Source organism: Rhodococcoides fascians NBRC 12155 = LMG 3623 (assembly GCF_001894785.1).
Taxonomy (GTDB): domain Bacteria; phylum Actinomycetota; class Actinomycetes; order Mycobacteriales; family Mycobacteriaceae; genus Rhodococcoides; species Rhodococcoides fascians.
Genome location: NZ_BCWW01000012.1, coordinates 1 through 21,555, shown reverse-complemented (window position 1 = coordinate 21,555; position 21,555 = coordinate 1). Strand labels below are relative to the sequence as shown.

Below are 21,555 nucleotides of genomic sequence, written 5' to 3'. Positions count from 1 at the left end.
TCTGCCGGGCTCCCTGTCACACTCGCAAGGTCACCGATCTGTCCAACTCCCACAACGTCCACGGCGGCGCACGCTCAAGCGTGGAGTCGGCCCGTCCAATGATCCGGTTCACCGATGTCGGCGCCAGGTCGAGGGCTGCGCTCATCGCCGGGACCGTCAGCGCGGGCCACGACACCGTCGTGCCGACGCAGGGATGCATCATCTGGTGCCCCGACGGGCAGTCATGTTCCCCGGTCATCACCGGAACCGTGGCGTCCGTGTGGGACGGTGCTGCGAACGAGGCATGGCCGCCGCTCATCGATGTGGACATCGAGCCGGTCACGGGCATCGACATCGGTGTCACCGAATGCATCAACAGGACACCGAACACCGTCAGTGCAATCAGTAAAGCTGCCGTCGGAGCTGTGCCCCGTCGACCGTGCCGATTCACTGAGTGCATGCGGCCGATGATACCAACATATACCCCCTGGGGGTACGCCTGTCTCGTCGCGTTCGGTCGTCGAAGCATTTCGTCATGTCTTCGAGGTGTCGAGTCCGAGATCTGTTGCGCGGTTGTAGTCGTCGTCGATGAGCACCACGCTGCGATGTTCCCGGTCGAGTAGTGAGGCCGCGATCGAGGCGCGATAGCCGGAGGCGCAGTGCACCCACACTTTGCCGTCGGGAACTTCTGCGAGTCGGTGTGGCAGTTCGTGGAGGGGAATGTTGATCGCACCGGGGATGTGGCCGTCCGCGTATTCGGACTGTTGACGGGTGTCGAGCACTGCAATGTCCGAGTCCTCTGCGGCGAGTCCGGCGAAGTCGGACACTTCGTAGGACCGTACGCGCCCGTCGGTGGCGAGCGAATGAATCTCTCCGACAGCGGAGCCGGAGGGGTGGTCGATGCCGATACGTGCCAACTCCCTTGTGGCCTCGTCGATTTGATCGGATGTGTCGCCGATCAAGGTCAGCGGCGCACCCCACTGGTAGAGCCAGCCGAGGTAGGTGACGAATGTCGTCGACAGCTCGAAGCCGAGGGAACCGTCGAGATGTCCGGCAGCGAAGGCGGTGCGTGCGCGGAGGTCGACGACCCATTGTCCGTCGTCGATGCGGCGGCGTAGTTCGTCGGGGTCGACGGGTTCTGGGGTGGACAGGTCGATCGGTGCGGGGCCTTCGGTGTTGATGACGCCCATGTGGGCGTAGTACGCGGGGTAGGCCGACAGTCCTGCGATCAACTCGTCGACGTAGGTTTGTTCGTCCTGGGTCAGCGCGGGATTGGACTGTTGCTGTTCACCGATGGTCGACGAGTCGCCGCTGGTGGGGGTCGCGGAGCAGAAGCTACCGAATCCGTGGGTGGGGTAGACCTCGACGTCGGCGGGGAGTTCGGCGGCGATTCGACGGACCGAGTGGAACTGGGCATGGGTGAGCTCGTCGGTGTGTTCGGAGCCGAGTAGGTCGGTGCGGCCGGTGGATCCGTAGAGCATCGAGCCGCCGGTGAAGATCGCGATCGGTTCGTCTCCGAGTTGCAGTACGTAGCTGACGTGATGATGTGTATGGCCCGGGGTGTGCATGACCTGAAACGTCGCCGATCCCGCGTCGACGACATCGCCGTCCCCCACTGCCCGTCGCTCGAATTCGACCGGGTCACCCTCGGGCACAACGTATTCGGCTCCGGTGGCGCGTGCGAGTTCGAGTCCGCCGGTGACGTAGTCGTTGTGGATGTGGGTTTCGAGTACGTGGGTGATCGCGGCGTTCTTCTCCGTAGCCAGTGCCAGGACGCGGTCGATGTCACGTTGGGGATCGATCACGACGGCGATGCCGTCGTGGCTGATCAGGTAGCTGCGGTCGCCGAGGCTCGACGTTTCGATGATGGCGATGTCTGGATCGGTGGTGCTCACGGGGTACTCCTACGGTGTAATCGGGTCGGCCTCGTTTCTGACGTGAAACGTCCTCGTTCAGGCCAGTGCGAGGAAGAGCTTTTCCAGTTCTGCTTCGGTCATGGGCTCTTTGTTGTCTGCGGTGTCGCCGGTCATGCATTCACGAAGGCCGGTGGCCACGATCTTGAATCCGGCTTTGTCGAGGGCGCGGGAGACGGCGGCGAGTTGAGTGACGACGTCTTTGCAGTCGCGTCCGTTCTCGATCATGCCGATCACACCGGCGAGTTGGCCGTGTGCGCGGCGCAGACGGTTGAGTACCAATGCGATGCTGTCTTCGTCGCCGATCATTGCGGTCTCCTGAGGGTGTGTGATGGTGGTAGTCCTTCCAGATTACCCCCGGGGGCATCGGTTCGGTGTGTGCAGTCGGTCATGAAAGAACGAGGGTGTCGACAAGTACATAGCCCGCGACGGCGAACACCAGGTAGGCGAACCACGTGCGCAGCTTGTCGGTGTCGATGCGTGTGCTCAGTTTTCCGGCGACCAGCGAGCCTGCGATCGCCGCACCGGCGAACGCGGCTGTCAGTGGCCAGTTCCCGCCGAGCCCGTCGGCCTGAGCGATCAGTCCGGCGGCGGAGTTGGCGACGATGACCACCAGCGACGTTCCGACAGCGACACTCATCTCGATTCCCAGCAACAGCACCAGAGCGGGGATGATCAGAAATCCTCCGCCGACGCCGAACAGTCCGGTGAGGACACCGACCCCGAACCCGGTCGGTATGGACCGTGGTGCGCATCGCCGCCAATCGATCCCGGAACTTCCTGTCTTGCAAGCGGTTCCGACATCGTCGGTGCTGCGCAGCATCCGCGCCCCGGCGATGATCATGACGATCGCGAAGCCGATCATCACTGCGGCCTCGGGCAGATGCCTGCCCAGGACGCTGCCGACCAGCGTGCCGACGATACCGGTGGCCGCGAAGATCGCCGCCAGTCGCCATTCGACGAGCTTCGCCCGCACCTTGGGGATGGCCCCGGTCGCCGAGGCGACACCGATCACCAGCAACGATGTCGGTATCGCCTCCGACAGGTCCATTCCCAGGGCGTAGACGAGAACCGGGACGGCGAGGATCGACCCGCCGCCTCCGAGGAGACCGAGCAGGATGCCGACGGCGACGCCGAGGACCAGTGCCAGCGTCAGGGTCATCAGCTGTGGGCTGCGTCCTGGCCACCGAGTGCGTCGATGGCGGCCTGGAGCTTGGTGGTGGCCTCGGCCGCGACGTCGGACAGTGCTGGCTCGCCGGTCGCTTGGACCATGATGTCGGGGTTCATCGCTTCGACAATGACCGATCCGGAAGCGGAGGTGTCGGCGCGGACGACGACATTGCACGGCAACAGCAAGCCGATCTGGCGCATGACCCCGACGGCGCGGTGCGCGAGGGACGGATTGCAGGCACCGAGGATCAGATACTGCTCCATGTCCTCGCCGAGCTTGGCCTTCAACGTGGCCTGCATGTCGATTTCGGTGAGAACACCGAAGCCCTGATCTGCGAGGGAGGCTTTGACGGCGTCGACTGCGGTGTCGAAGTCGGTGTCGGTCAGAGTGGTCGAGAGTGCGATGTTCATAAGGGAAGTTCCTTTCGGTCGTCGAACTGCGGTGATCTGGGCCTACCCGATTCGGGGCTGGCGAATACTCGGCACGCCCACCCTGGTGAGAAGCGCGCTGGCCGGGCACCAGCCGACCGCTGCGTAAAGGGCGAGGTTCGCGGCAGCGAACGCGCTGAGCAGTCGCCACTGCGGTGCGTGGAGTTCGCCGAGGGCCAGGCCGGTGGCGGTGACGCCGGCGGCGAGGGCGGGGACGATACGTTCGATCGGCCAGCCCGCGAACGCGGACGAGCGAGTGGTGTTCGGATCGATCATGATTGCTCCGTTCGGGTTGTAAGGGTGGTCAGTGCGAGAAGCTGATCGAGGGCAACACCTTGCGCAGCCAGGCCGGTGACCACCATGCGGCGTGTCCGCTCAAACGCAGCAGGACCGGCAGCAGGATCAGCCTGATCAAGAAGGCGTCGAGCAGTACCGCGACGCCGAGGATGATGCCCATCTCCTTCGGTGGGAGCGGATCGGAGAGTGCGAAGGTGAAGAACACTGCGACCATGACCGCGGCGGCGGCGAAGATGACCCGGCCGGAGTGGGCGAGGCCGTCGACCTGAGCGGCTTTCGGGTCCCCGGTCTTCTCGTAGTGCTCTTTCGCGGTGGCGAGCAGGAACACTGTGTAGTCCATGGCGATGGCGAAGATCATCGCGAAGAAGAACACCGGACCCCAGCCGTCGAGGAAGCCTTGCGGGGTGAATCCGAGCAGTGATGCGCCGTGCCCGTCCTGGAAGATCAGCTTCGCGACCCCGAACGCTGCGGCGGTCGAGAGCAGACTGACTGCGGTGCCGAGGATCGCGATCAGCGGTGCTTGGAGGGCGACGAGCAGCAGGATGAAACCGAGCGCCAGAATGATACCGATCACCAGCGGTAGGTAGTCGTTCAGTGCTTGCTGCAGATCGAGGTTCTCCGCTGGGGCACCGCCGACCAACGCCGACTCCGGGAGTTCGGCGCGCAGGTCACCGAGGATGGTGCCCATTCTCTCGTCCGAGGGGTCAACGGTGGGAAGTGCTTGTAGCAGTGAGTAGTTTGAGCCGTCCGCGGCAGGCTGGGGCGGAGTGACCATCGAGATCCCGTCGACGGTACTGGCTGCCGTGGCGGTCGCGGCGGCATCCGCGGACGGGACGACGATCTGCAGTGCGCCGGGTGCGCCGGCACCGAACTGGGCCTGGACGAGCTCGTAACCCTGGCGAACCGGTGCGTCTTCGGGGACGACGGCGATCGAGGGCATCGCCACTTTCAGTCCGAGGACCGGAAGGGCCAGCGCAATGAGGATGCCGACGGAGACCAGAGCGAACGGCCAGGGGTGCTTGTGGAGCAGTTCACCCCAGGCTGCGAATTTCGGGGAGCGGTGCTGCTGGCGCTTGGCGTAGGGCAGGGAGGCGGCGTTGACCTTGGAACCGAGTGCACCCAGGGTTGCGGGGAGCAGGGTCATGGTGGCGATCAGCACGAAGGTCACGGCGAGCATGATGCCGACGGCCATGGTGCGCACCGCCGGTGCGGGAACGAGCAGGACGGCCGAGAGGCTCACCAAGACCGTCAGACCGGACAGGACCACGGCTTTGCCTGCGGTGTCCATGGTTTCGGCGACCGCGGCACGTGGATCGGCGTTGCGCAGTGCGTCGCGGAACCTGGCGACGATGAACAGGGCGTAGTCGATTCCGAGGGCGAGGGCGAACATCATCGCGAAGTTCATCGCCCACACCGAGATCGGCGTGACGCCGTTGAGCAGAACGAGTCCGCCTGCGGATGCGACCAGGCCGGCAACGGTGAGTAGCAGCGGCAATCCCGCGGCGACGAGGGAGCCGAACGCGAGCACCATGATCGCCAAAGTGACCGGCCAGGAGAACAATTCGGCCTGAATCATGGCGTCGTGGTTGGCCTTGTTGAAGTCCGACCACAGTGCGGAGGATCCGGTCGGGTAGACCTCGATGCCGTCGCCGGAGAGTTCGGTCAGCTCGCCCTTCACCTCGTCGACGGCCTTGACCATGTCGTCGGTACTCGCGTTTGCGCCGGCGATCAAGATGCCGGTGTGACCGTCGGGACTGATCGTCATGCCCGGCTGGGGGGCGATGACCTCACCGAAGCGAGTGTCACCGTCGAATACGGCCGCGACGTCGGTGAGTGTCTGCTGCATCGCTGCGTCTTCGATCGTGGCGGTGTCGGAGTGAACGACCACCTGCACTGCTGCAGAGGAATTGCCGCCGAAATGCTGCTGGGCGAGCTCGCGGACCTGGACGGATTCGGAACCGTTGGCCTGCCAGCCGGCCCCGGCCAAGGATGAGAACACCGATGGTGCAGCCGATCCCAGTGCAACGAGGGCGATCAGCCAGATGCCGAACACCCACCGGCGGCGGGCGACCATCGTGCTTCCCAGGCGGCCTAGTGCGCCGGGTGCCGGTGGCCGATGGCGGTCGTGGCGGCCGGTGGCCGCCGCGGTAGCGGGCTTGGTCACAATTGCTTCTCCTAATACGGGTGGGGGTATTCAGAAGTGTTGAAGACGCCCAGAGATTCCTGCGAAATGCAGTGGAGTGCTGTTGGGGTGGGGGTCAGCGACGAAACAGGGAACGAAAGAAGTTGTCGCGTGTAGCTGGGGCGGGTGTCTCCATGGAGCAGGAGCACTGCTGCGACCGCGGAACGTTCTTCATGACGCTGTCGACATGTCGACCGCAGCCAGCCCAGGTGGTCTTACCGCATGCCGGGCACGGGACGGGGTAGCACATGGCGGTCCTTTCTGGCGGGTACATCACTACTGTGACACATACCTAGGGGGGTATGCAAGTACCCGTGGGGGTATGAGGGAAGGGGTGGGCCGGAGCCGATCGGTAGACGGCAGTGGTTTTGCCGGATCCAACGCGAGGCTGTGCTGGCGGCCGCACGAGGCGTTTGATGGTCGCCAGTCTGCGAATGCGGTTGTCCCTCAGGGGTTGATGCTCCACCCACGCGCGAGTTGCGCCGCTATCGTCCGCGAGTTTCTGTGAACCCGCGCAGTTGCATCCCACTTCCATTCCCACACCCAGGCCGGTCCGGACGGGAGCGGCCCAGGAGTGGCAAGCATCGGAGACAACGGATTCGGGGGCATCGGCGACGAATGCCCGCGCCGCTGGCATCCGAACCATCTCGAGCAACAGCACCGCGGCTTGCAACACGAAACGGAACTGCTTCACAACGGCGGATCCGCGGTACTTCTAGATCATGTCCGGCAGGCGGTCGCGCCAGCAGGTAGGATTGACATACGTTGCATGACAATGGCTTTCGACTGCAACCTGACATAATCTATATTATCGGCAATGATTGTCAATAACACTTTGGGGGGTGTTGAAAGTCGGGATACGCGCGTGGCCGTTCGCTCGAAGGAGCAAAAACAACGCGACAACGCCGCCCTCAGAATATGAAAGTTTCTTCTGCTTCTTCACCGGGGCTGTCGTCGACCCACGTATGCCCGCAGGCCAGGCACTCGCAGTTCGCTTGATCGCTCGGATCGTCTGTCACGACACACCCCATCGCAATGACCCCAGGTAGCGGCCCAGGTGGCATTCCGAACATCAAATGCGCGACGGTATGGGAGTCGCACTGGGGACAGGGCGGACGGTGGGCCATGACCAGCTCGGCGATGCTCTCGGTATAGGCGTCGTGCGCCATTGCATGACAGTTGGCGCACAGCATCATGAATCCGCGCAAAGTCTCGTTAGTGGCGTGCGGCTGGAGCACAGCCCGCGCCTGCGCCATGGGTAAGTGCTTGAAAAGCGCTCTGCAGCATTCGCAGCGCCATTCGTGTTGCGCCGAGCTCGACTTGTCGCCTACCGCGTCCCAGCATCTCGCCTGGTCGAGAACGTACCACGGTGTGGGCGAATCGCATTCAGCCGTATAAGCATCAAGGAAGCGACGTCCGAGATCCGGACTGAGCGTGGCCGGCGGCTGCGGCAGCTCGTGCCCCAGCCGCCGTTCGATACCCGCTACCGCCACACCACGCAGATTCCAGCCCGCGCTGTCTTCGACATCGAACTCGCCCTCACTGTGCGTTGCAAACACTTCGAGGTTGAGGACGGCGGGGACGGGGCCAGGAACTATCCATGCCACAAGGTCGCCGCCGTCGTGTTCGGGAATAGCGAACGTCAGCTCGTCCAGATTCGGATTGTCCAGACGGTAGAGAGCCAGAAACTGATCGCGCGGCCGCGCGGTTCCCAGGTGAACCGTCGCCTGCTCGTCTATCGCCACTCTCTGGCACTCCTCACACGCTGGTTACTGTCCTGAGCCCACTGTATCGACGATAGGAAGTGGTCCAAGGAACGCTTTAAAGCAGACTGAAGTACTTCACCCTCCCACCCCGTTGTGATGACTCCGGCGGAGCAAACCACATCCGCTGACTCTAGGCCCGACGCGTTTCGCTCGCGAGGTCCTGCAAAATACTCTTTCAGTAAGGGGACTTCTTCGCAGTCGTGGCATTCTTTGCCCTCCGACGAAAGGACAAACCATCCCGGGTCGCGGCGGCGCGCTGAGCGACAAGCCGCGCATTCTCAGCCCGCCTGTCCCTGATCTGCTGCTCCGCATCCTTCTTCCGTTCGATCGCGTTGCGAGCTTTCGCACCAGTAGTCCCCACGCAATTGCCAATCGTCAGATCCGCCGCATGGATGGCGGTTCTGTTCACACGGCAGGGCAGACACAACCAGGACGACCGCAGCTTCTGTAGGTCCCCATACCCCTCGCAGGCCTGGCACTTAGACCCGTATCGTGCAGAACCGCCTCCGCTGGTCAGCGTCACCCGTGGCATAGCTCGATAGTAGCCAGACACCAGGCCAGGGGGCGTGTACTGCCCTGGGTGCGGACCTGTGCACCTCTAGCGGAGTGGTGCTCCGAACTGCGGAGACTGACCTTGCGGAGGAAACAATCCAGCAAACGACGGAGCACCACTCCAGTGAACGAGCCTACGCCGCAATACCCCACCCCGTCCGGTGATGTCAACAGAACAGCCGTCATCTTGCATATCGGACGGGCCGCGTCCCTTCTACTTGACACTGCCCTAATGAACGAGCGCGGCGTAGTGCTCGAACAAAACCTTCTGCCGCCTCGACTCTGCTCCCGCGTCCTTTCGGTCGAAAACTTGGCCGAAAACTTGGTCAACTACTTCGTCGAGCGCTTTGTGCGCTTCGACCAGGTCGGCTGGCATAGCCGTTGGATCGTACAGTTGTGCCAGCGTTCTGCCGGGGTGAGCCTCTCTCGCTGAGATGATCCCCGCGCTACTTTCAACAATGTCGCGACGCTCCCTGCCTGTGACTTTCGGCATCGGAAAGGTGTTGTAAGTGAACGTATTCGAGAATCGGAGATCAGATTTTATACGTCCACCGATTGCGCGCATCCATGCAATGAACATCGATGATGACAAGATCCCCAACAAAAACCCATCCACGTCAGGTGCCAAGAAGTTTGCGTCACCGCAGATGACGTCGCTCGAAAAACGCCGGGCGGTGAAAAACAGCCGCTGCTCACCCACATGGCGCGGAATTGCAAGATAAGCACTACCCGGTTGCCTATTGTATTGAAAGAGTTCGGGCCGCAACGCGGCTTTATTTGTGGCTCGATCCGTACTAGCGGATCTCATAGACTCAACAGCAGCCACCCTGTCCCGCAATATTTTACTGCCGGCAATGTGATCTTGGGGCACGTCGACCATCCACAGGCACCAACGCATCCTGTCATGGACCAACTCTTTCGCGCCTACGTACCTTCGTAGGTAGACCGCTGCTATTGGGTCATTGGCAACCGATTCGTAGTCTGCGGGTGAGACAATTAGATTTCCCCCATCAGTTGGCTTGCTACCATAAACCACTGAAATCATTACCGGGCTCAGTGGTGACGTTCGATTACGCACAAGTGTATTTGGTGCATCTATTAGATAGGCATTGATATTTTCTACTTGCCGGGGAACGCCCTTCCCTTTCCCTCCTTCGGCATATTCCCATAGGATGGGTTTCGGGCTAGTCAGTTTGTCGAAGCCAATGATGGAGACATGTACGGCTGCCCCACCGACGGCTTCGGTCAACCAGTGGATTGAACGGTGCGCGAATCGGCATCGCCACCCTGCTTCGAAGATTGGGCCCCAGAGGTATTCGACTGCTTCGCCCTGACAGATCGAGTTGGTGGAGACGAACGCCCATCGCCCGGAGCGCTCCCCGTAGTAGTCAAGCGCTTTGGCGTACCAGCAAGTGACATAGTCGAGGTAGCCATTGTAGCGTGACCCCCAAATTGCCTTCGTATCAGCGGTCTGCTGAGCAGTTTTGGTGTACTGACCGATGAATGGGGGGTTACCGACGATGATCACGTCGTCAGTAGGGGGCACAAGGGAGGCCCAATCTGTATGAAGTGCATTTGCGAGTCGAATTAACGGGGCAATGACGATCGGTAGCCGGTCGGGGGCCATACCGAATTCGACTGCCATCTGCTGATTTGCCAGATGGTCGACCAACAGCAGTGCGGTTTCCGCTATACGAGCAGGCCATTCTTCGATTTCGATACCATAGAAGTGGTCAAGGGTAACCTTGATCTCGTCGGTGACGTCGAGGGTGAGCTGTGCCCGCTCGATTTTCTTGGTCGCCGCCTCGATCATGTCTAGGTCGCGGCGACGTTTGAGGAGATCGAGTTCTAAGGCGCGTAGTTCGCGGTACGCCACTATCAGAAAATTTCCGCATCCACAGGCCGGGTCGAACACACGGAGACGGCCGAGTTCGTTGTGAAGCCTCGTCAACTGTCCCTTGTCATTCCACGATCGGTCGAGTTTGGAGCGATAATCGTCGAGGAACAGTGGTCGAATGGTCTTGAGGATATTCTCCTCGGTGGTGTAATGCTCGCCGCCGTGACGACGGGCCTCCTTGTTCTTGACTGTCTGGAACATCGACCCGAATACCGCAGGCGAGATGATGGACCAGTCGAACTCGGAAGCCTTGATGAGAGAGCCCCGTAGAGCTGCAGTCAATCTGGGCAGCCTGAGTTCGTCACGAAACAGCCCGCCATTTATGTAGCGGAACCGTGCATAGATGCTCCCGGCAGGAAGCTCGCGCCTGCGCTCTTCTGTGTCCAGAATGTTGAAAAGCGTCTGCAGGTCGTTGTGCAGGGTGTCTGCGGTGGTGTGTTCCCGAAGGTATTGGTCGAAAAGCCCGGCGGGCCTCCACATGTCGGCGTCGTCACCGAACAGCAGAAACAGCAGACGTGCCAGCAGGAGGGTAGCGTCATGCTCCCCCACACCGGAGGCTTCGAGCTCGGAGTACAGAGTGCCCATCAGCCGGGCTGCGGCAACAGAGGCAGTCTCGGCTTCGTGATCGAAGGCACCGCGCATCTTCTCTAGTAATGCGACGAGCGGGATGTCTTCGTCGAAGTCGAGTTCGATTGCTTGTAACCGCTGCTTGAGATGAGTGGTCCTGTCACCGACGAGGTGCTCGTGAACCAACAGCTTTGCATTGGCGCTACCGAGCTGTGCGCGCCTGGGCCATCGCCACTGCTGCCTGCTCTCGTCGCTGAAAATCACGAGTCGCTCATGGTTGTCCTGGCCGATCAGCACGTCGATTTGACGCTGCGCTTTTCGCGAAGGAAGCTCTGAGCAGTGCCAAATCCGGAGCCCCTTGTATCCCGCGACCTGGTTCAATACGAAGTTTTGGCCTTCGACTTCGATCGTCCGGACGGGCTTATCGGGGTTCTGCCAGCCGAGTTCGTCGATGAACAGGGTTCGGAAATCTCGAGAGTCGACGAGGTCGAGGAGACGGTTGTCGGTCATGAAGTAACTCCCATACTGCTGACGACCCTGATCGGGTCTCGCCCTGTTTTTGAGGCAACGACAAGGCGTTCGTCGCGGTGGAGTGCGCCGATCAAAGTGGTGAGGTCGTCATCGCTGAATCCGTTCCGGACTGCACGTCGGAGCCGATTCTCGGCGTCTCGCTGCAGCGGATGCTGAAATAGCTCGTCGAGAGCCTGAGCAGTCTCGCGGTCATGTGCGTTCAGTGTCTCGCCGAGTCTGCGCCACAGGGTTCGGCGGACGCCGCGTAGTCGGCCCGCGGTGGCGGTAGGTGTGGCCAGTGGTCCGCGTACAAGGGTTTCGATCAGCTGGTCGTGATCGTCGCGGTGTTCGAGTCCGAGCTCTTCGGGTGTCGACTCGAACGCTCGAAGCACTTCGTGGCCGGTCAGAAGGCGAGTGGTTCCGTCGGCGGCTGCGATACCGAAGCCGTCCATGCCGGATTCGGTCCGTACGAAGCAGATCACGCCTTCGTCGCTGTCGCTCAGTCGTTTTGCTCGCGTGGCGTCGATCATGTCCGGCAGGGCAGCGATTCGCGCGGCCAGCTCGGGGTCCTTCTCTTTCGCGCGATGCCAGATTTGGTACGCAAGACTTGATGCGTCGACGTCGTCGCCGGAGTCCTGTTCGTCGAGGGTGCCGTTGTAGAGGTCGGTGATGGCCTTGACTTCGCCGTCGCTACCGAAAAATTGCTCGTCGGAGCCGAAAGCTTCGGCGTTGGCGGTGAGTCGGTCGCTGATGCGCTGACGAAGGGAGATGACGTTGTCGACGGACTCGTGGAAGAACGAGTACAGCAGGATCTCCTCGGATTGCTGCCCGACTCGATCGACACGCCCCGCTCGTTGGATCAGACGAATGATGGCCCAGGGCAGGTCGTAGTTGACGACGATGTGCGCGTCTTGAAGGTTCTGGCCTTCGCTGAGTACGTCGGTGGCGATGAGGACGCGTAGCTCGTTCGATATTGCGACACTGTCCTGGCCGGGTAGTGCGTTCGATCGTGGCGAGAAGCGATGTGCCAGTGCGGTGGGATCGTCACTGTCACCGGTTGCGAGTCCGACGTCGGTCAATCCTGCGTCGTGGAGAGCGGCAGCGATGTAGTTGGCGGTGTCCTTGTATTCAGTGAATACCAGCACCTTGTCGGTCGGATGATCGACCGACAGCAGGGTGATCAGGGCGGCGAGTTTCGAGTCGGTGTCGGTCTCCCATCCTCCGTAGCTGTCCAGCAGTGCGCGCAATGCTTCTGTGTCCCGGTCGAGGTCTTGGCGAAGGTCTGCGGTGAACAGTTCCGGCCGGATCCATGTGACCGCTTTGGGATTGGCGGCAACCAGGGTTTCGTAGCGGCGACTGGGGTCGTCCGCGAGGCTTTCCGCCGCATCGAGCTCAGAGGCGGTGGGATCATCGTCGTCATCGGTCAGACTCGTGTCGACGATCGTGCCTGTGGGGATTCGCAGATTGTTGTCGATGGCGTATCCGAACAGTTCGTTGCGGGCGATATGACGCTGCAGCGAGAGGGTGAAGGAGTGACCGCAGGAGGACAGCCGTTTGTAGAACGTGGTGCGGACGAACCCTGCGACGTTGCCGCGGCCCCGGTTGAGGTTGTCGACGAAGTCTTTCTCGATGTCGGTCAGGACCGCGGTCTTCTTCAGGTAGTTGCCGAGCTCGTACCTGGGTAGGACCAGCGCGGTGAGGGTGTCGAGGGTGGTGTCGCTGGCCATGATGGCGGCGGGGTCGTCGTCTCCGAAGGAGTGGTCGACGGGCTTGGGGATGCGCTGCGGGAACTCGAATCGTGCGCCGTTGGAGAACTCCAGATACTGCCGGCCGTTCTCGTCGGTCTCGGAGAAGTTGTTCTTGATGAACGTTCTCGTTCGGCGCACCAGGTGCTCGCTCATCAACCGTTTCCAGTCGTCGGGATCCTCCGATCGCCGGAAAGCGGCCATGGTGGTGATCTTGTCGTCGACTTTGTCTCGGAGTCGCGGGTCGGCCGCCATTGCGTTGGTCGGTGCCAGGCCCAGGTCGTCGTCGTCGTCGATGTAGAGCGAGAGCTGGTTTGCCACGTCTCGGAAGCGGATGTTGTAGGGCGTGGCCGTGAGCAGCAGTGTCTTGCTGTCGAAGGCGTGGATGTATTCCTGGACTGCTTTGTAGTCCCGGCGTTCGTCGTTTCGAAGGGTGTGGGATTCGTCGACGATGACGAATGCGTAGCGCCGCAGGCCCGGTAGGTCTCGGTGCGCAGTGCTGTACGGAACCACGTGTCCGTACAGGTTGTAGGCCTCGAAGTGCTCTTTCCACATCTTGACCAGGTTCTTCGGGCACACGACGAGCGGCATGTACCCGTGTTCGTCGCGCAGCATCAAAGCGACGGCGATGGCAGTGAGAGTTTTACCGAGCCCGACGACGTCGCCGAGCATGGTTCCCTGCTTGGTCATGATCCGTCGTGCCAGAGTACGAACCGCGGTCGATTGATACTCGAGGAGCTGCGAGCTGATTTCGGCAGGCACCGAGTACTCGGCGAGCCCTTCGCGCACGTCGCGCGAGAGGTCGTAGCAGACCTTGAGATACACCTCGTACGGGCGGCGGGGCTCTTTCCTCGCCCACGATTCGTCCAACAGCGCCAACAAGTCTGCTGTCACTTCCCGGCTGAACCGGTCGGCCCAGCGGGCCTCGAACCAATCAGACAGCGTCTGTGCCCCGGTGGTGTCGAGGACGTCGACGTTGAGCTCGAGGTTGTGCGTCAACCCGGGCGCGGTGAGGTTCGACGATCCGACGAATCCTGTGATCGGGTTGTTGAGGTCCTCCCGGTGAAAGATGTAGGCCTTCCCGTGCAGGGGCCGTCGTGTGAAGACTTTGATCTGAACGGCTTTTGCCTCCAGAAGGTCTCGGAGTGATTGCAGTGATGCCCGATCTGCAGCGGTGGGAAGCCCGCGCATCAGCTGAGTGCGGAGTTGCTCGACCAACGCGGCTTTGCGTGCTCGCCCGGCGTTCGCGTCGGCGTCGAGGATCTCGGATCCGTCGACAGCCGCCTGGAGCTCTTCGAGGGCTTCTTCTTGGGGCCCTGTCATCACCATGCCGATCAAGATGCGCACGACCGGCTCGGAGCTTTCTGCTTCGGAGATCTTCTGTCGGACCAGCGAATCGAACACTGACCAGCCGCGAAGGTTGAAGTAGCCGACCGCGACATCCATACGGTTCGATGCCTGGAGCGTTTGCTGCAGGTGTGCACCCAAGTGCGAGTTGATGTTGTCGAAGATCCGCGTCACGAGCTGTGTCCGCTCCGTCCCGTAGCTCTCGGTGAGCCCGAGATTCCTGCCCGGGTCGTCCAACCCGTTGTGGTTAGTGTTTCAAACGTCCATGGGGGCTTTGGGATGAACACGACCAATTTGAAGGGAGAGCTGCCATCTGGGCCGAGAGGGACGCGTGAGCGTGGTCTCGTTCGCCGAGACTTGACGTACGGGGCCCGGTTGGTCACCGGGTGCGCGATACCAGCACGTGGCGGAAGTCGCGCCCTGGCGGGTAGCCATCCAATGCGCGCACTGAGTTCCATCTTTGTGTCGGTGGGTTCTCTTACACTTCCGATATGTCTGGTTGCACTGCACCTGTCCAGGGTCACCGATCATCGGCGGCCGCTGCGAATTGCCCTGCCTGCCGAGGCCAATCTCGGCGGTCCTACTCGTCGTACGTCCCGTACTCCCCGACTCCGCGTTACTCGGGCGGTGCCAGCTCGACTGGCGGCGGATCGTCCTCAAGTGGTCACTCACGCCGGCTGAGAGGGGGCGGGTCCGTGTCGTACAGCTCGACCGAGTGGCGGACCATGGAACCGCTCGCGCAGAAGGCAGAGCTGGTGGCGCAAAGTCACCCGGAAAGACGCGACCTGTTTCTCTGTCACGCATGGGCGGACCGTGAGAGCGCTGCCAAGGATCTATGCGATCTGCTCATCTCCCACGGCGCGACGGTGTGGTTCAGCGAGTACGACGTCGGTCTCGGGAAGTCACTGCTTCAGGAAATCGACAGGGGCCTGGCCAATTCACGAATCGGCATCGTTCTGGTCACACCGGCCCTGCTCGAAGGCCTGAAGTCGACGAGTGGCATAGCCGGGAAAGAACTGTCGGCGCTGCTCGCGACCGACCGGGTGATCCCAGTTGCTCATGACACCACCTTCGACGCACTCCGAGATATCAGTCCCCTTCTCGCTGCACGGTCCGGTCTGACCACTGGGGATACATCGATGTCGGATGTAGCCAAGAAAGTGGCCGGGGCAGCCGCTGCCGAGGGCAGCGTCTGAGAGTCGGACATGCATGGCGGACAGCGCGTCGCATGGCGCTGAGGACCCGGCTGTCAGACCGGATCGGCGATGGCGGCGCAGTTCAGGTGGCAGACGGGCGGGCGGCTTGACATAAGGGCTGCTTATCGGTCGCGGCCACGCTGTCAGCGGGCACTGGGACTCCCCTAGTGTCTGCCGTCTCGCCGTGCCCCGTGATTCAGGCGCGTTCGGCCTGGACAGCGCGGGTGGCGCGCAGCCACCGACCTAGATAGGCCGAGGAGGCGGCGAGGTCGGGACGGTCGGTGAGGTAGTCGGTGAACCAGCCCGCCAGGCCGTCCCAGTACTGCGCATCGCCGGGTGGGTGCAGCGTCCAGCCGAGCTCGGGCAGGGTCCAGTGCGCTTTCGCGGAGTTGCGCAGCATCGAGGTGGTCACCCAGTTCGAGGCCTCGTCTGCTCCGCCGCGGGCGACCGGGTCGAGGTGATCGATGGTCGGGAACAGCTCCCAGAACGCGAAATGGGTCTCGGTCATCTTCCAATTCGGATGTGCGGGAAATTCGTTCGGCAGCACGACCGACAGCAACCTCAATGCTCCCGGGTGGATCAGTCGGTCGCCGGAGTATCGGTCGAGGAAGCCGTCGCGGTAGAACGTGCGCAGCATCTCGGGGAGCGTGTATCGGCGTTGCGCAACTGTGCCGACAACGTGTGGGTAGTCGGTCTCGATTATGGCTTTGGCCGCGTTGTCGTCTCCGTTGCCGAGCGCGGCGCTGGCCCGCGCGAGGACGTCCGCTTTCTTCGGCGGCTGGCCCGATCCGGTGGCCACGACGTCGCCGGACGTCATGCGGGCAGTGCGCGGCCGGCCTGCCACAGGACGTGGTCGACTTCCCACGCGGTGGTGCGACGTTCGCCTGGGATGTCGTTGATGCGGGCGACGATTTCGTGGACGATCGCGGTAGCGGTGACCGGTGATGCGGTCACGCCCTGGCTGCGGAGCCATCGCAGCACCATGCGGTCGGGCTTGATGCGGTCGTCGTCGCCGATCAGCATCCACAGGTATCCGCGGCGCACCCCGTGTCCTCCTTCCCCGGGTACGGCCTGCAGCGCGGTGTCGAGGCGCTCGAATGCCGGTCCGTCGCTCATGATTGCGCGGGCCTGATCGAGGGTGTCGATGCCGGCGGCGCGGAAGATGTCGACGTGGTCGAGCACGGCGTGGGCTTTGCTGGTGCCGCCGCGGGTGGAGGTCCGCTGGCGATTGGTGCGTGCGGTGAGCGAGTCGACATCGAATCGGGCGCGAAAAGCTGCCAGCGGAACGGGGTCCGGTGTCGGCGGCGACGAGTTCGGCACCGAGGCTTGCGTGACGCCGAAGTCGGCTGCCACGCGGTTGACCAGTGGCACGACGGTGGTGGCGTAGGTCGCGCCGATGCTCCAGACTGCGTCGACGATCGCGAAACTCAGGCTGACCCAGCGCCGCTCGCGCGGGCGCGGGTTCAACGCCAGGACTGCAGCGGTGAGCCGGTCCAGACCGGCACTGTCGAGGACGGTCGCCATCGCCCGATCATCCACCCGGCCGCCTTGCGAAGACAGGACCTGCGAGTGAGCGTGTCGCAGACGGCGTGGAGTGTGTTGCCGGCTCGATCAGCGGGCGCTGTCCGTGGCGCGTCCGTGTTGCCGTAACCTGCGTATGGAGGTTTATTGACATTTATGGTGCTGATGTCCATAAACGGCTATAGTTTGCCATATGGATCCCGCCCTGAACCCGTTCAAGCCTGGATCGGGCCTGCGCCCTCCCGCGCTCGAAGGTCGCACCCGCCAACGCGAAGAATTCGACCTCCTGGTGGCCCGGAGCAAGAACCGCAACTACGACCGCGGCATGATCCTGTCGGGCCTGCGCGGCGTCGGCAAAACCACACTGCTCAACAACCTGTCCGAACACGCCGAACGTCAAGGTTGGTTGACGATCGGCCTCGAGGCGCGACCCAACGAGTCCGGCGTCAGCGCCGTGCGCGCCAAGCTCGGGTCCGAACTCGCCGCCGGCCTGCGCCGGTTCAGCCGCAAACATCAGATGCAGAAGGCGCTCGATGACCTGATCTCCCTCGCCCGCGGGTTCACCCTCGGCGTCGGGGTCGGACCGGCAAAAGTCGAATTGTCACTCGATCACGGTGCCGCCAGCGGAGACATCGACCTCGATCTCGAAGAACTCGTCGAGGCGATCAGTGCCGCGATGAAGAAGAAGGGCACCGCGTTCGGGCTGTTCATCGACGAGATGCAGGACCTCGATTCCGATCTCCTCGGCGCGTTGCTGTCGGTGCAGCATCGGGCCAGCCAGCGGGAGTGGCCGTTCTTCGTCATCGGCGCGGGCCTGCCCAACCTTCCGTCGGTGCTCGCCGACAACCGGTCCTACGCGGAGCGGCAGTTTGCGTACAGCGCCATCGGTCCCCTAGCACCGGCCGATGCTGCCGAAGCTCTGGAGATCCCAGTCAACCAGCACGGCGGGTCCTTCACCCCCGATGCCCTGGCCCTTCTCGTCGAGGCCAGCGGCGGGTACCCGTACTTCCTGCAGGAATACGGCAAAGCCGTCTGGAACGTCGCCGCCACAGCAGTATTCGACGAAGACGACGCCCACCTCGCGGTCGAGGAAGGCCGGCGAGCTCTGGACGAAGGCTTCTTCCCCTCACGATGGAACCGCCCCTCCGACAGGGAGCGGCGCTACATGCGCGCCATTGCCCTCGCTGCCGACGACGCACCGCGTTCGGGAGTCGTCGCCGCGGCGATGGGACAAACGACGACCGGTGTCAGCGACGTCCGCGACTCCCTGATCCGCAAAGGCCTGATCTGGTCCCCCGAACACGGCCGGATCGCGTTCACCGTGCCGGGGATGTCGGACTTTATCCGGCGTCAGCCCACCGACTGAAGAGCCCTGCGATTGCTCAGCACACTGCTGTGCACGATCCTGTAGCAATGGCACCGAACAGCAAACGCGTCGTGCTCTCCAACGGACGCGACTGGGTCAGCATCTTTTTAGACGGACGCGTCAAAGTTGCGTCCAGGAAACATCTCTGGGAGATAGCCGACACCGGCAGACACACTGCGTTGGGCCAGTACGTCACCCTTTGCGTCGGCCGAGAGCTCGACGTGGACCCGCCCAGCGGCGCAAGCAAGGTTCCCGACTTTGCCGTCGACCTCGACCCGCAGGCCGGGCGGGCCACGGCGGCCACGGTCGCCGCGGACAACGGCACCTTTGTCGAACTCCATCACGACGGCAGCATCACCGTGGGTAACGACGGCCGCGACATCGCCGAAACGTTCAACACCGGACGAGAATCACTCGACGGTGGGCCATCCGGTCGCGGCGGCGCGGTGATGATCACGTTCGTCGGCACCTACAGGCCATCACGGTTACGCGAGAACAATTTTCTGGTGGAGATACCCGCTCGCGAGCGCCCCGCTGCCAACCGCCTCTACCCGGGCGAGTACATCATCGACGACGGCAAGATCGGGCCACCGACGAACGCTCCCGAAACGTGGTTCAGATAACGGAAGGTCCAGGCCTCGAATTTTTATGCGCCTCGGGTTTACGATCACCATCTGACCTTGATTCTACTGGTAGCCATGGCGTTTCGGATTGGGGGCGTCATCGTTGGCCCTGCGGCCGCGGCGACGGTGGGAGCCGGCATGCAGCCGATCTCGATAGTCGCGAAGTGAAATCCCTCCGATATTTCAACTCCGTCGACCATACGCATTTTCGGCAGCGCGACGGATCCGCGGTGCGTGTGGTTGCGCCAGCTTGGATGCAGCACGGCTAACGTGACGACCCAACCGACGGGAATTTGATCCATCACTGTCTGCCGGTCGGGGGGATCAACCGTAGGTTCGGGTTTCTCCGAATTCGGCTCAGCCATATGGGCAACCACAGCGGTTTTGACCAGCCATCGGCGCACAACATCGACCTCCGCGCCCGTAAGAGTGGTCTCCCCGGCAATAAGCCGGCGGAGAACCGGATTCGCAGAAACTTCGAGCTCGCTCATCCATCCCGAGTTGCACTCACCGCAGACCCGACGTGAAGTGACGTCGAACATTGCCACCCGGCGAACGGACTCCCCGCCTTTCAGCCGACCGGACTTATCGGTCGCGATTGCGTAGGTGTGATCCTCAGCGTGCCTGACCGTGTCGCGAAGCGATCGGGCGAACACGTGTTCTTTGCTGAGCGACACCTCAGGCGCAGACCGTCCGCAGAAGTCGCAGGTTCGCGGAGTGTTCATTTTCCGCATCCTCTTCCAGTTCTGCGGATGCACACCCGCCTCGAGAAAAGACAAGGTCAGCATAGTTACGTGAGGCCAGCGGGCGAGCTGGGCCTTGGGCGACCGCTGCCACTAGATGTTGGGTCTCAAGAATGCGCCTGAGGCTACATGTGGGGTCCACCCGGGCGTGTCGTGCGCGATCTGTCGGACTCAACGCCTAGACTGACGCCTGCAGAAATGCCTGAAGCCTCGGGCATAGACGCCGAGGCTCCAAGTGTTGGTCGATCGTGGTTGACTTCCGACTCTAGGACTCAAGGTGTCCCGCAACAAATCGACGCGCTGTAGTTCCAGTGAAGTCTCGGTCTGCAGGAGACCTGGATGCGCGAGATCTGGAGGAGCCACCTTGGCTACTTCGAAGCCCATGAAGTCAGGAACCAAAGCCCCGAGTTCGGGTCAGGTTGAAATCGTTGGACCTCGCGGCGGTCGCACCGGCGACGAGCGGACCACCACCAAAGGCAATCCACTGCCTCCGACCCCCAAGGCCGGCCAGGGCTACATCATGGTCGATCGCACCAAGAACGGCGCAGGCCGCAGCAAGTAGATCCACCGCTTCAGGCGAACAACCCGCATCTCGGAAGGGGTGTGGGTTGTTCGCATTTACTAAATTGCGTTGGCTTGCCATGACATTGACCTACGACGGAAGCGACGGCCCCCTCGATCGCAAGCTGGCGATAGCAGGCGGTCCGCGCGGTCTGAGCGTCGGTGTCGTCGGCTCCGACAGGGATTTGGTGCGCGATCACACATGCTTCGTGCCCATCGGCGAGGAAGTCGAGCATGTCGCGGGTCTGGTCGATTCCAGATGAAGTTCGCAGCGCCCTTCGTGGTGTGCCGGTAGGTTCCGCCGGCGATGTCCTCGGTGCCCACCCGTAGCTCATCCATCGCGTCTAGTTCGACGATTACAGCGGTGAACACATAGAAGGTGTCCCGGTGTGCAGTGACACCATCTGAGGCCTGATACGACTCATCAAGGAAGGCCACTGGGCCAGTGGTGCGTTGGTAGGCGTCGAACACGATCTGTGCAGCGGGATCGGGGCGGCCCGAAGGCATCACGACATCCTAAGGCGGGCTCAGACAGGCCAGCTATTGCCGCTTCCATCGACTGACCCTGATTGTCGGCGTTCCCGCTTATGATCTTCTGATCTGACAGACGGAGGATCGATGGAGCCCAGGCATCAGCGTGCCGAGCGTGAGATGGCCCGCGTGATGAGGAGCATGGGGTTTCACGACGCACGGGAGATGTCGGGACGTCACGACAGTGGCATCGACATAATGTCCACAGCCGCGATTGCGCAGGTAAAGATGCACTTCAAAGCCGTAGGTCGCCCTGCGCTACAGAATCTGGCTGGTGCACGTGGGGTCGACCACTCGAAGCAGCTCATCTTCTTCTCGTACGAGGGATACGCGCGAACCGCTCTTCAGTATGCAGATGAAGTAGGGATGGGACTGCCCCAGCTTTGGTTGACATCTGATCTGTGAGGATCGCTCCTCACGGTGGAAGGATGTTCACCATGCCGAAAGCATTTCCCGAGGAGTTCCGCCGCGACGTCATCGCCGTCGCACGCAAGGGCGAGGCCCCGTTGCGTCAGATCGCGAAGGACTTCGGAATCTCCGAAGGTTGCCTACACCGCTGGCTCAAGATTGCCGATCGTGAAGACGGCGTCGTCCGTGACGGCCGGCAGGACCCTGGTGACGAGTCCTCTGAGCTGCGGGAGCTAAAGAAGCGCAACCGGC

21 protein-coding genes are annotated in these 21,555 nt (G+C 62.3%); 7 read left to right on the top strand and 14 right to left on the bottom strand.

The window, feature by feature from the left end; all coding sequences use genetic code 11:
* Window positions 1-16: 16 nt before the first annotated feature.
* The 11 genes from RFA01S_RS22285 to RFA01S_RS22230 form a co-directional block, all read right to left on the bottom strand.
* Window positions 17-439: a DUF6153 family protein gene (locus RFA01S_RS22285; protein ID WP_027494146.1), complete on the bottom strand. Its 423-nt coding sequence runs from the start codon at window positions 437-439 to the stop codon at window positions 17-19.
* A gap of 73 nt (window positions 440-512) precedes the next feature.
* Window positions 513-1,874 carry an MBL fold metallo-hydrolase gene (locus RFA01S_RS22280; RefSeq protein WP_027494147.1) on the bottom strand — a complete coding sequence of 454 codons (1,362 nt, stop codon included), beginning with the start codon at window positions 1,872-1,874 and terminating at the stop codon, window positions 513-515.
* Window positions 1,875-1,931: 57 nt separating this feature from the next.
* Entirely contained in the window at window positions 1,932-2,201 is a 270-nt protein-coding gene (locus RFA01S_RS22275) for a metal-sensitive transcriptional regulator (protein WP_027494148.1), read from the bottom strand.
* Between the two features lie 79 nt (window positions 2,202-2,280).
* Window positions 2,281-3,054 (bottom strand): sulfite exporter TauE/SafE family protein, encoded by a 774-nt coding sequence (locus tag RFA01S_RS22270; protein ID WP_027494149.1) that lies wholly within the window; start codon window positions 3,052-3,054, stop codon window positions 2,281-2,283.
* The gene (locus tag RFA01S_RS22265; RefSeq protein WP_027494150.1) at window positions 3,054-3,473 is read right to left on the bottom strand and encodes a DUF302 domain-containing protein; all 420 of its coding nucleotides are present in this window, start codon (window positions 3,471-3,473) and stop codon (window positions 3,054-3,056) included. The genes RFA01S_RS22270 and RFA01S_RS22265 overlap by 1 nt, the downstream gene beginning before the upstream one ends.
* 42 nt (window positions 3,474-3,515) lie before the next feature.
* The gene (locus RFA01S_RS22260) at window positions 3,516-3,767 is read right to left on the bottom strand and encodes a YgaP-like transmembrane domain (RefSeq protein ID WP_027494151.1); all 252 of its coding nucleotides are present in this window, start codon (window positions 3,765-3,767) and stop codon (window positions 3,516-3,518) included.
* A gap of 28 nt (window positions 3,768-3,795) precedes the next feature.
* Window positions 3,796-5,862 carry an MMPL family transporter gene (locus RFA01S_RS22255; RefSeq protein WP_027494152.1) on the bottom strand — a complete coding sequence of 689 codons (2,067 nt, stop codon included), beginning with the start codon at window positions 5,860-5,862 and terminating at the stop codon, window positions 3,796-3,798.
* Window positions 5,863-6,046: 184 nt separating this feature from the next.
* Entirely contained in the window at window positions 6,047-6,220 is a 174-nt protein-coding gene (locus RFA01S_RS28675) for a DUF8730 family Cys-rich protein (RefSeq protein WP_094610405.1), read from the bottom strand.
* A gap of 661 nt (window positions 6,221-6,881) precedes the next feature.
* A complete protein-coding gene (locus RFA01S_RS22245) occupies window positions 6,882-7,715 on the bottom strand; it encodes a hypothetical protein (RefSeq protein ID WP_072692196.1) in 834 nt (277 codons plus the stop codon).
* 802 nt (window positions 7,716-8,517) lie between these two features.
* Complete coding sequence (locus tag RFA01S_RS22235) at window positions 8,518-11,262, bottom strand: class I SAM-dependent DNA methyltransferase (RefSeq protein ID WP_032407504.1); 2,745 nt, start codon at window positions 11,260-11,262, stop codon at window positions 8,518-8,520.
* Window positions 11,259-14,528, bottom strand: coding sequence for a helicase-related protein (locus RFA01S_RS22230; RefSeq protein ID WP_032407665.1), 3,270 nt, complete (start codon window positions 14,526-14,528; stop codon window positions 11,259-11,261). Before RFA01S_RS22230 ends, RFA01S_RS22235 begins: the two co-directional genes overlap by 4 nt.
* Window positions 14,529-15,049: 521 nt before the next feature.
* On the opposite strand from RFA01S_RS22230, the gene RFA01S_RS22225 reads away from it, so the two are divergent.
* Window positions 15,050-15,550, top strand: a complete 501-nt coding sequence (locus tag RFA01S_RS22225; protein WP_032407503.1) for a toll/interleukin-1 receptor domain-containing protein — start codon at window positions 15,050-15,052, stop codon at window positions 15,548-15,550.
* 196 nt (window positions 15,551-15,746) lie between these two features.
* Here RFA01S_RS22225 and RFA01S_RS22220 read toward each other — a convergent pair whose 3' ends face one another.
* Window positions 15,747-16,367: an HNH endonuclease gene (locus RFA01S_RS22220; protein ID WP_052060771.1), complete on the bottom strand. Its 621-nt coding sequence runs from the start codon at window positions 16,365-16,367 to the stop codon at window positions 15,747-15,749.
* The gene (locus RFA01S_RS22215) at window positions 16,364-17,074 is read right to left on the bottom strand and encodes a DUF8548 family protein (protein ID WP_032407502.1); all 711 of its coding nucleotides are present in this window, start codon (window positions 17,072-17,074) and stop codon (window positions 16,364-16,366) included. The genes RFA01S_RS22220 and RFA01S_RS22215 overlap by 4 nt, the downstream gene beginning before the upstream one ends.
* A gap of 190 nt (window positions 17,075-17,264) precedes the next feature.
* Between RFA01S_RS22215 and RFA01S_RS22210 the strand changes: the two genes are divergently transcribed.
* Together RFA01S_RS22210 and RFA01S_RS22205 are read left to right on the top strand one after the other, a co-directional pair.
* Window positions 17,265-18,437, top strand: coding sequence for an ATP-binding protein (locus tag RFA01S_RS22210; protein ID WP_032407501.1), 1,173 nt, complete (start codon window positions 17,265-17,267; stop codon window positions 18,435-18,437).
* A 47-nt stretch (window positions 18,438-18,484) separates the two neighbouring features.
* Window positions 18,485-19,060: a hypothetical protein gene (locus RFA01S_RS22205; protein ID WP_032407500.1), complete on the top strand. Its 576-nt coding sequence runs from the start codon at window positions 18,485-18,487 to the stop codon at window positions 19,058-19,060.
* 44 nt (window positions 19,061-19,104) lie between these two features.
* Here RFA01S_RS22205 and RFA01S_RS22200 read toward each other — a convergent pair whose 3' ends face one another.
* Window positions 19,105-19,839 carry a hypothetical protein gene (locus RFA01S_RS22200; RefSeq protein WP_139278501.1) on the bottom strand — a complete coding sequence of 245 codons (735 nt, stop codon included), beginning with the start codon at window positions 19,837-19,839 and terminating at the stop codon, window positions 19,105-19,107.
* A gap of 328 nt (window positions 19,840-20,167) precedes the next feature.
* Here RFA01S_RS22200 and RFA01S_RS22195 point away from each other — a divergent pair, with 328 nt between their 5' ends.
* From RFA01S_RS22195 to RFA01S_RS22180, 4 genes are all read left to right on the top strand, one after another.
* Window positions 20,168-20,365: a hypothetical protein gene (locus tag RFA01S_RS22195; protein WP_232433754.1), complete on the top strand. Its 198-nt coding sequence runs from the start codon at window positions 20,168-20,170 to the stop codon at window positions 20,363-20,365.
* Between the two features lie 79 nt (window positions 20,366-20,444).
* On the top strand, window positions 20,445-20,627 hold the full coding sequence (locus RFA01S_RS22190; protein WP_032407497.1) for a hypothetical protein: 183 nt from the start codon (window positions 20,445-20,447) through the stop codon (window positions 20,625-20,627).
* 355 nt (window positions 20,628-20,982) lie between these two features.
* Window positions 20,983-21,300 carry a restriction endonuclease gene (locus RFA01S_RS28570; RefSeq protein WP_081371400.1) on the top strand — a complete coding sequence of 106 codons (318 nt, stop codon included), beginning with the start codon at window positions 20,983-20,985 and terminating at the stop codon, window positions 21,298-21,300.
* A 32-nt stretch (window positions 21,301-21,332) separates the two neighbouring features.
* Window positions 21,333-21,555 (top strand): transposase (locus RFA01S_RS22180; protein ID WP_072692209.1); only part of this gene is annotated, 223 nt, incomplete at its 3' end.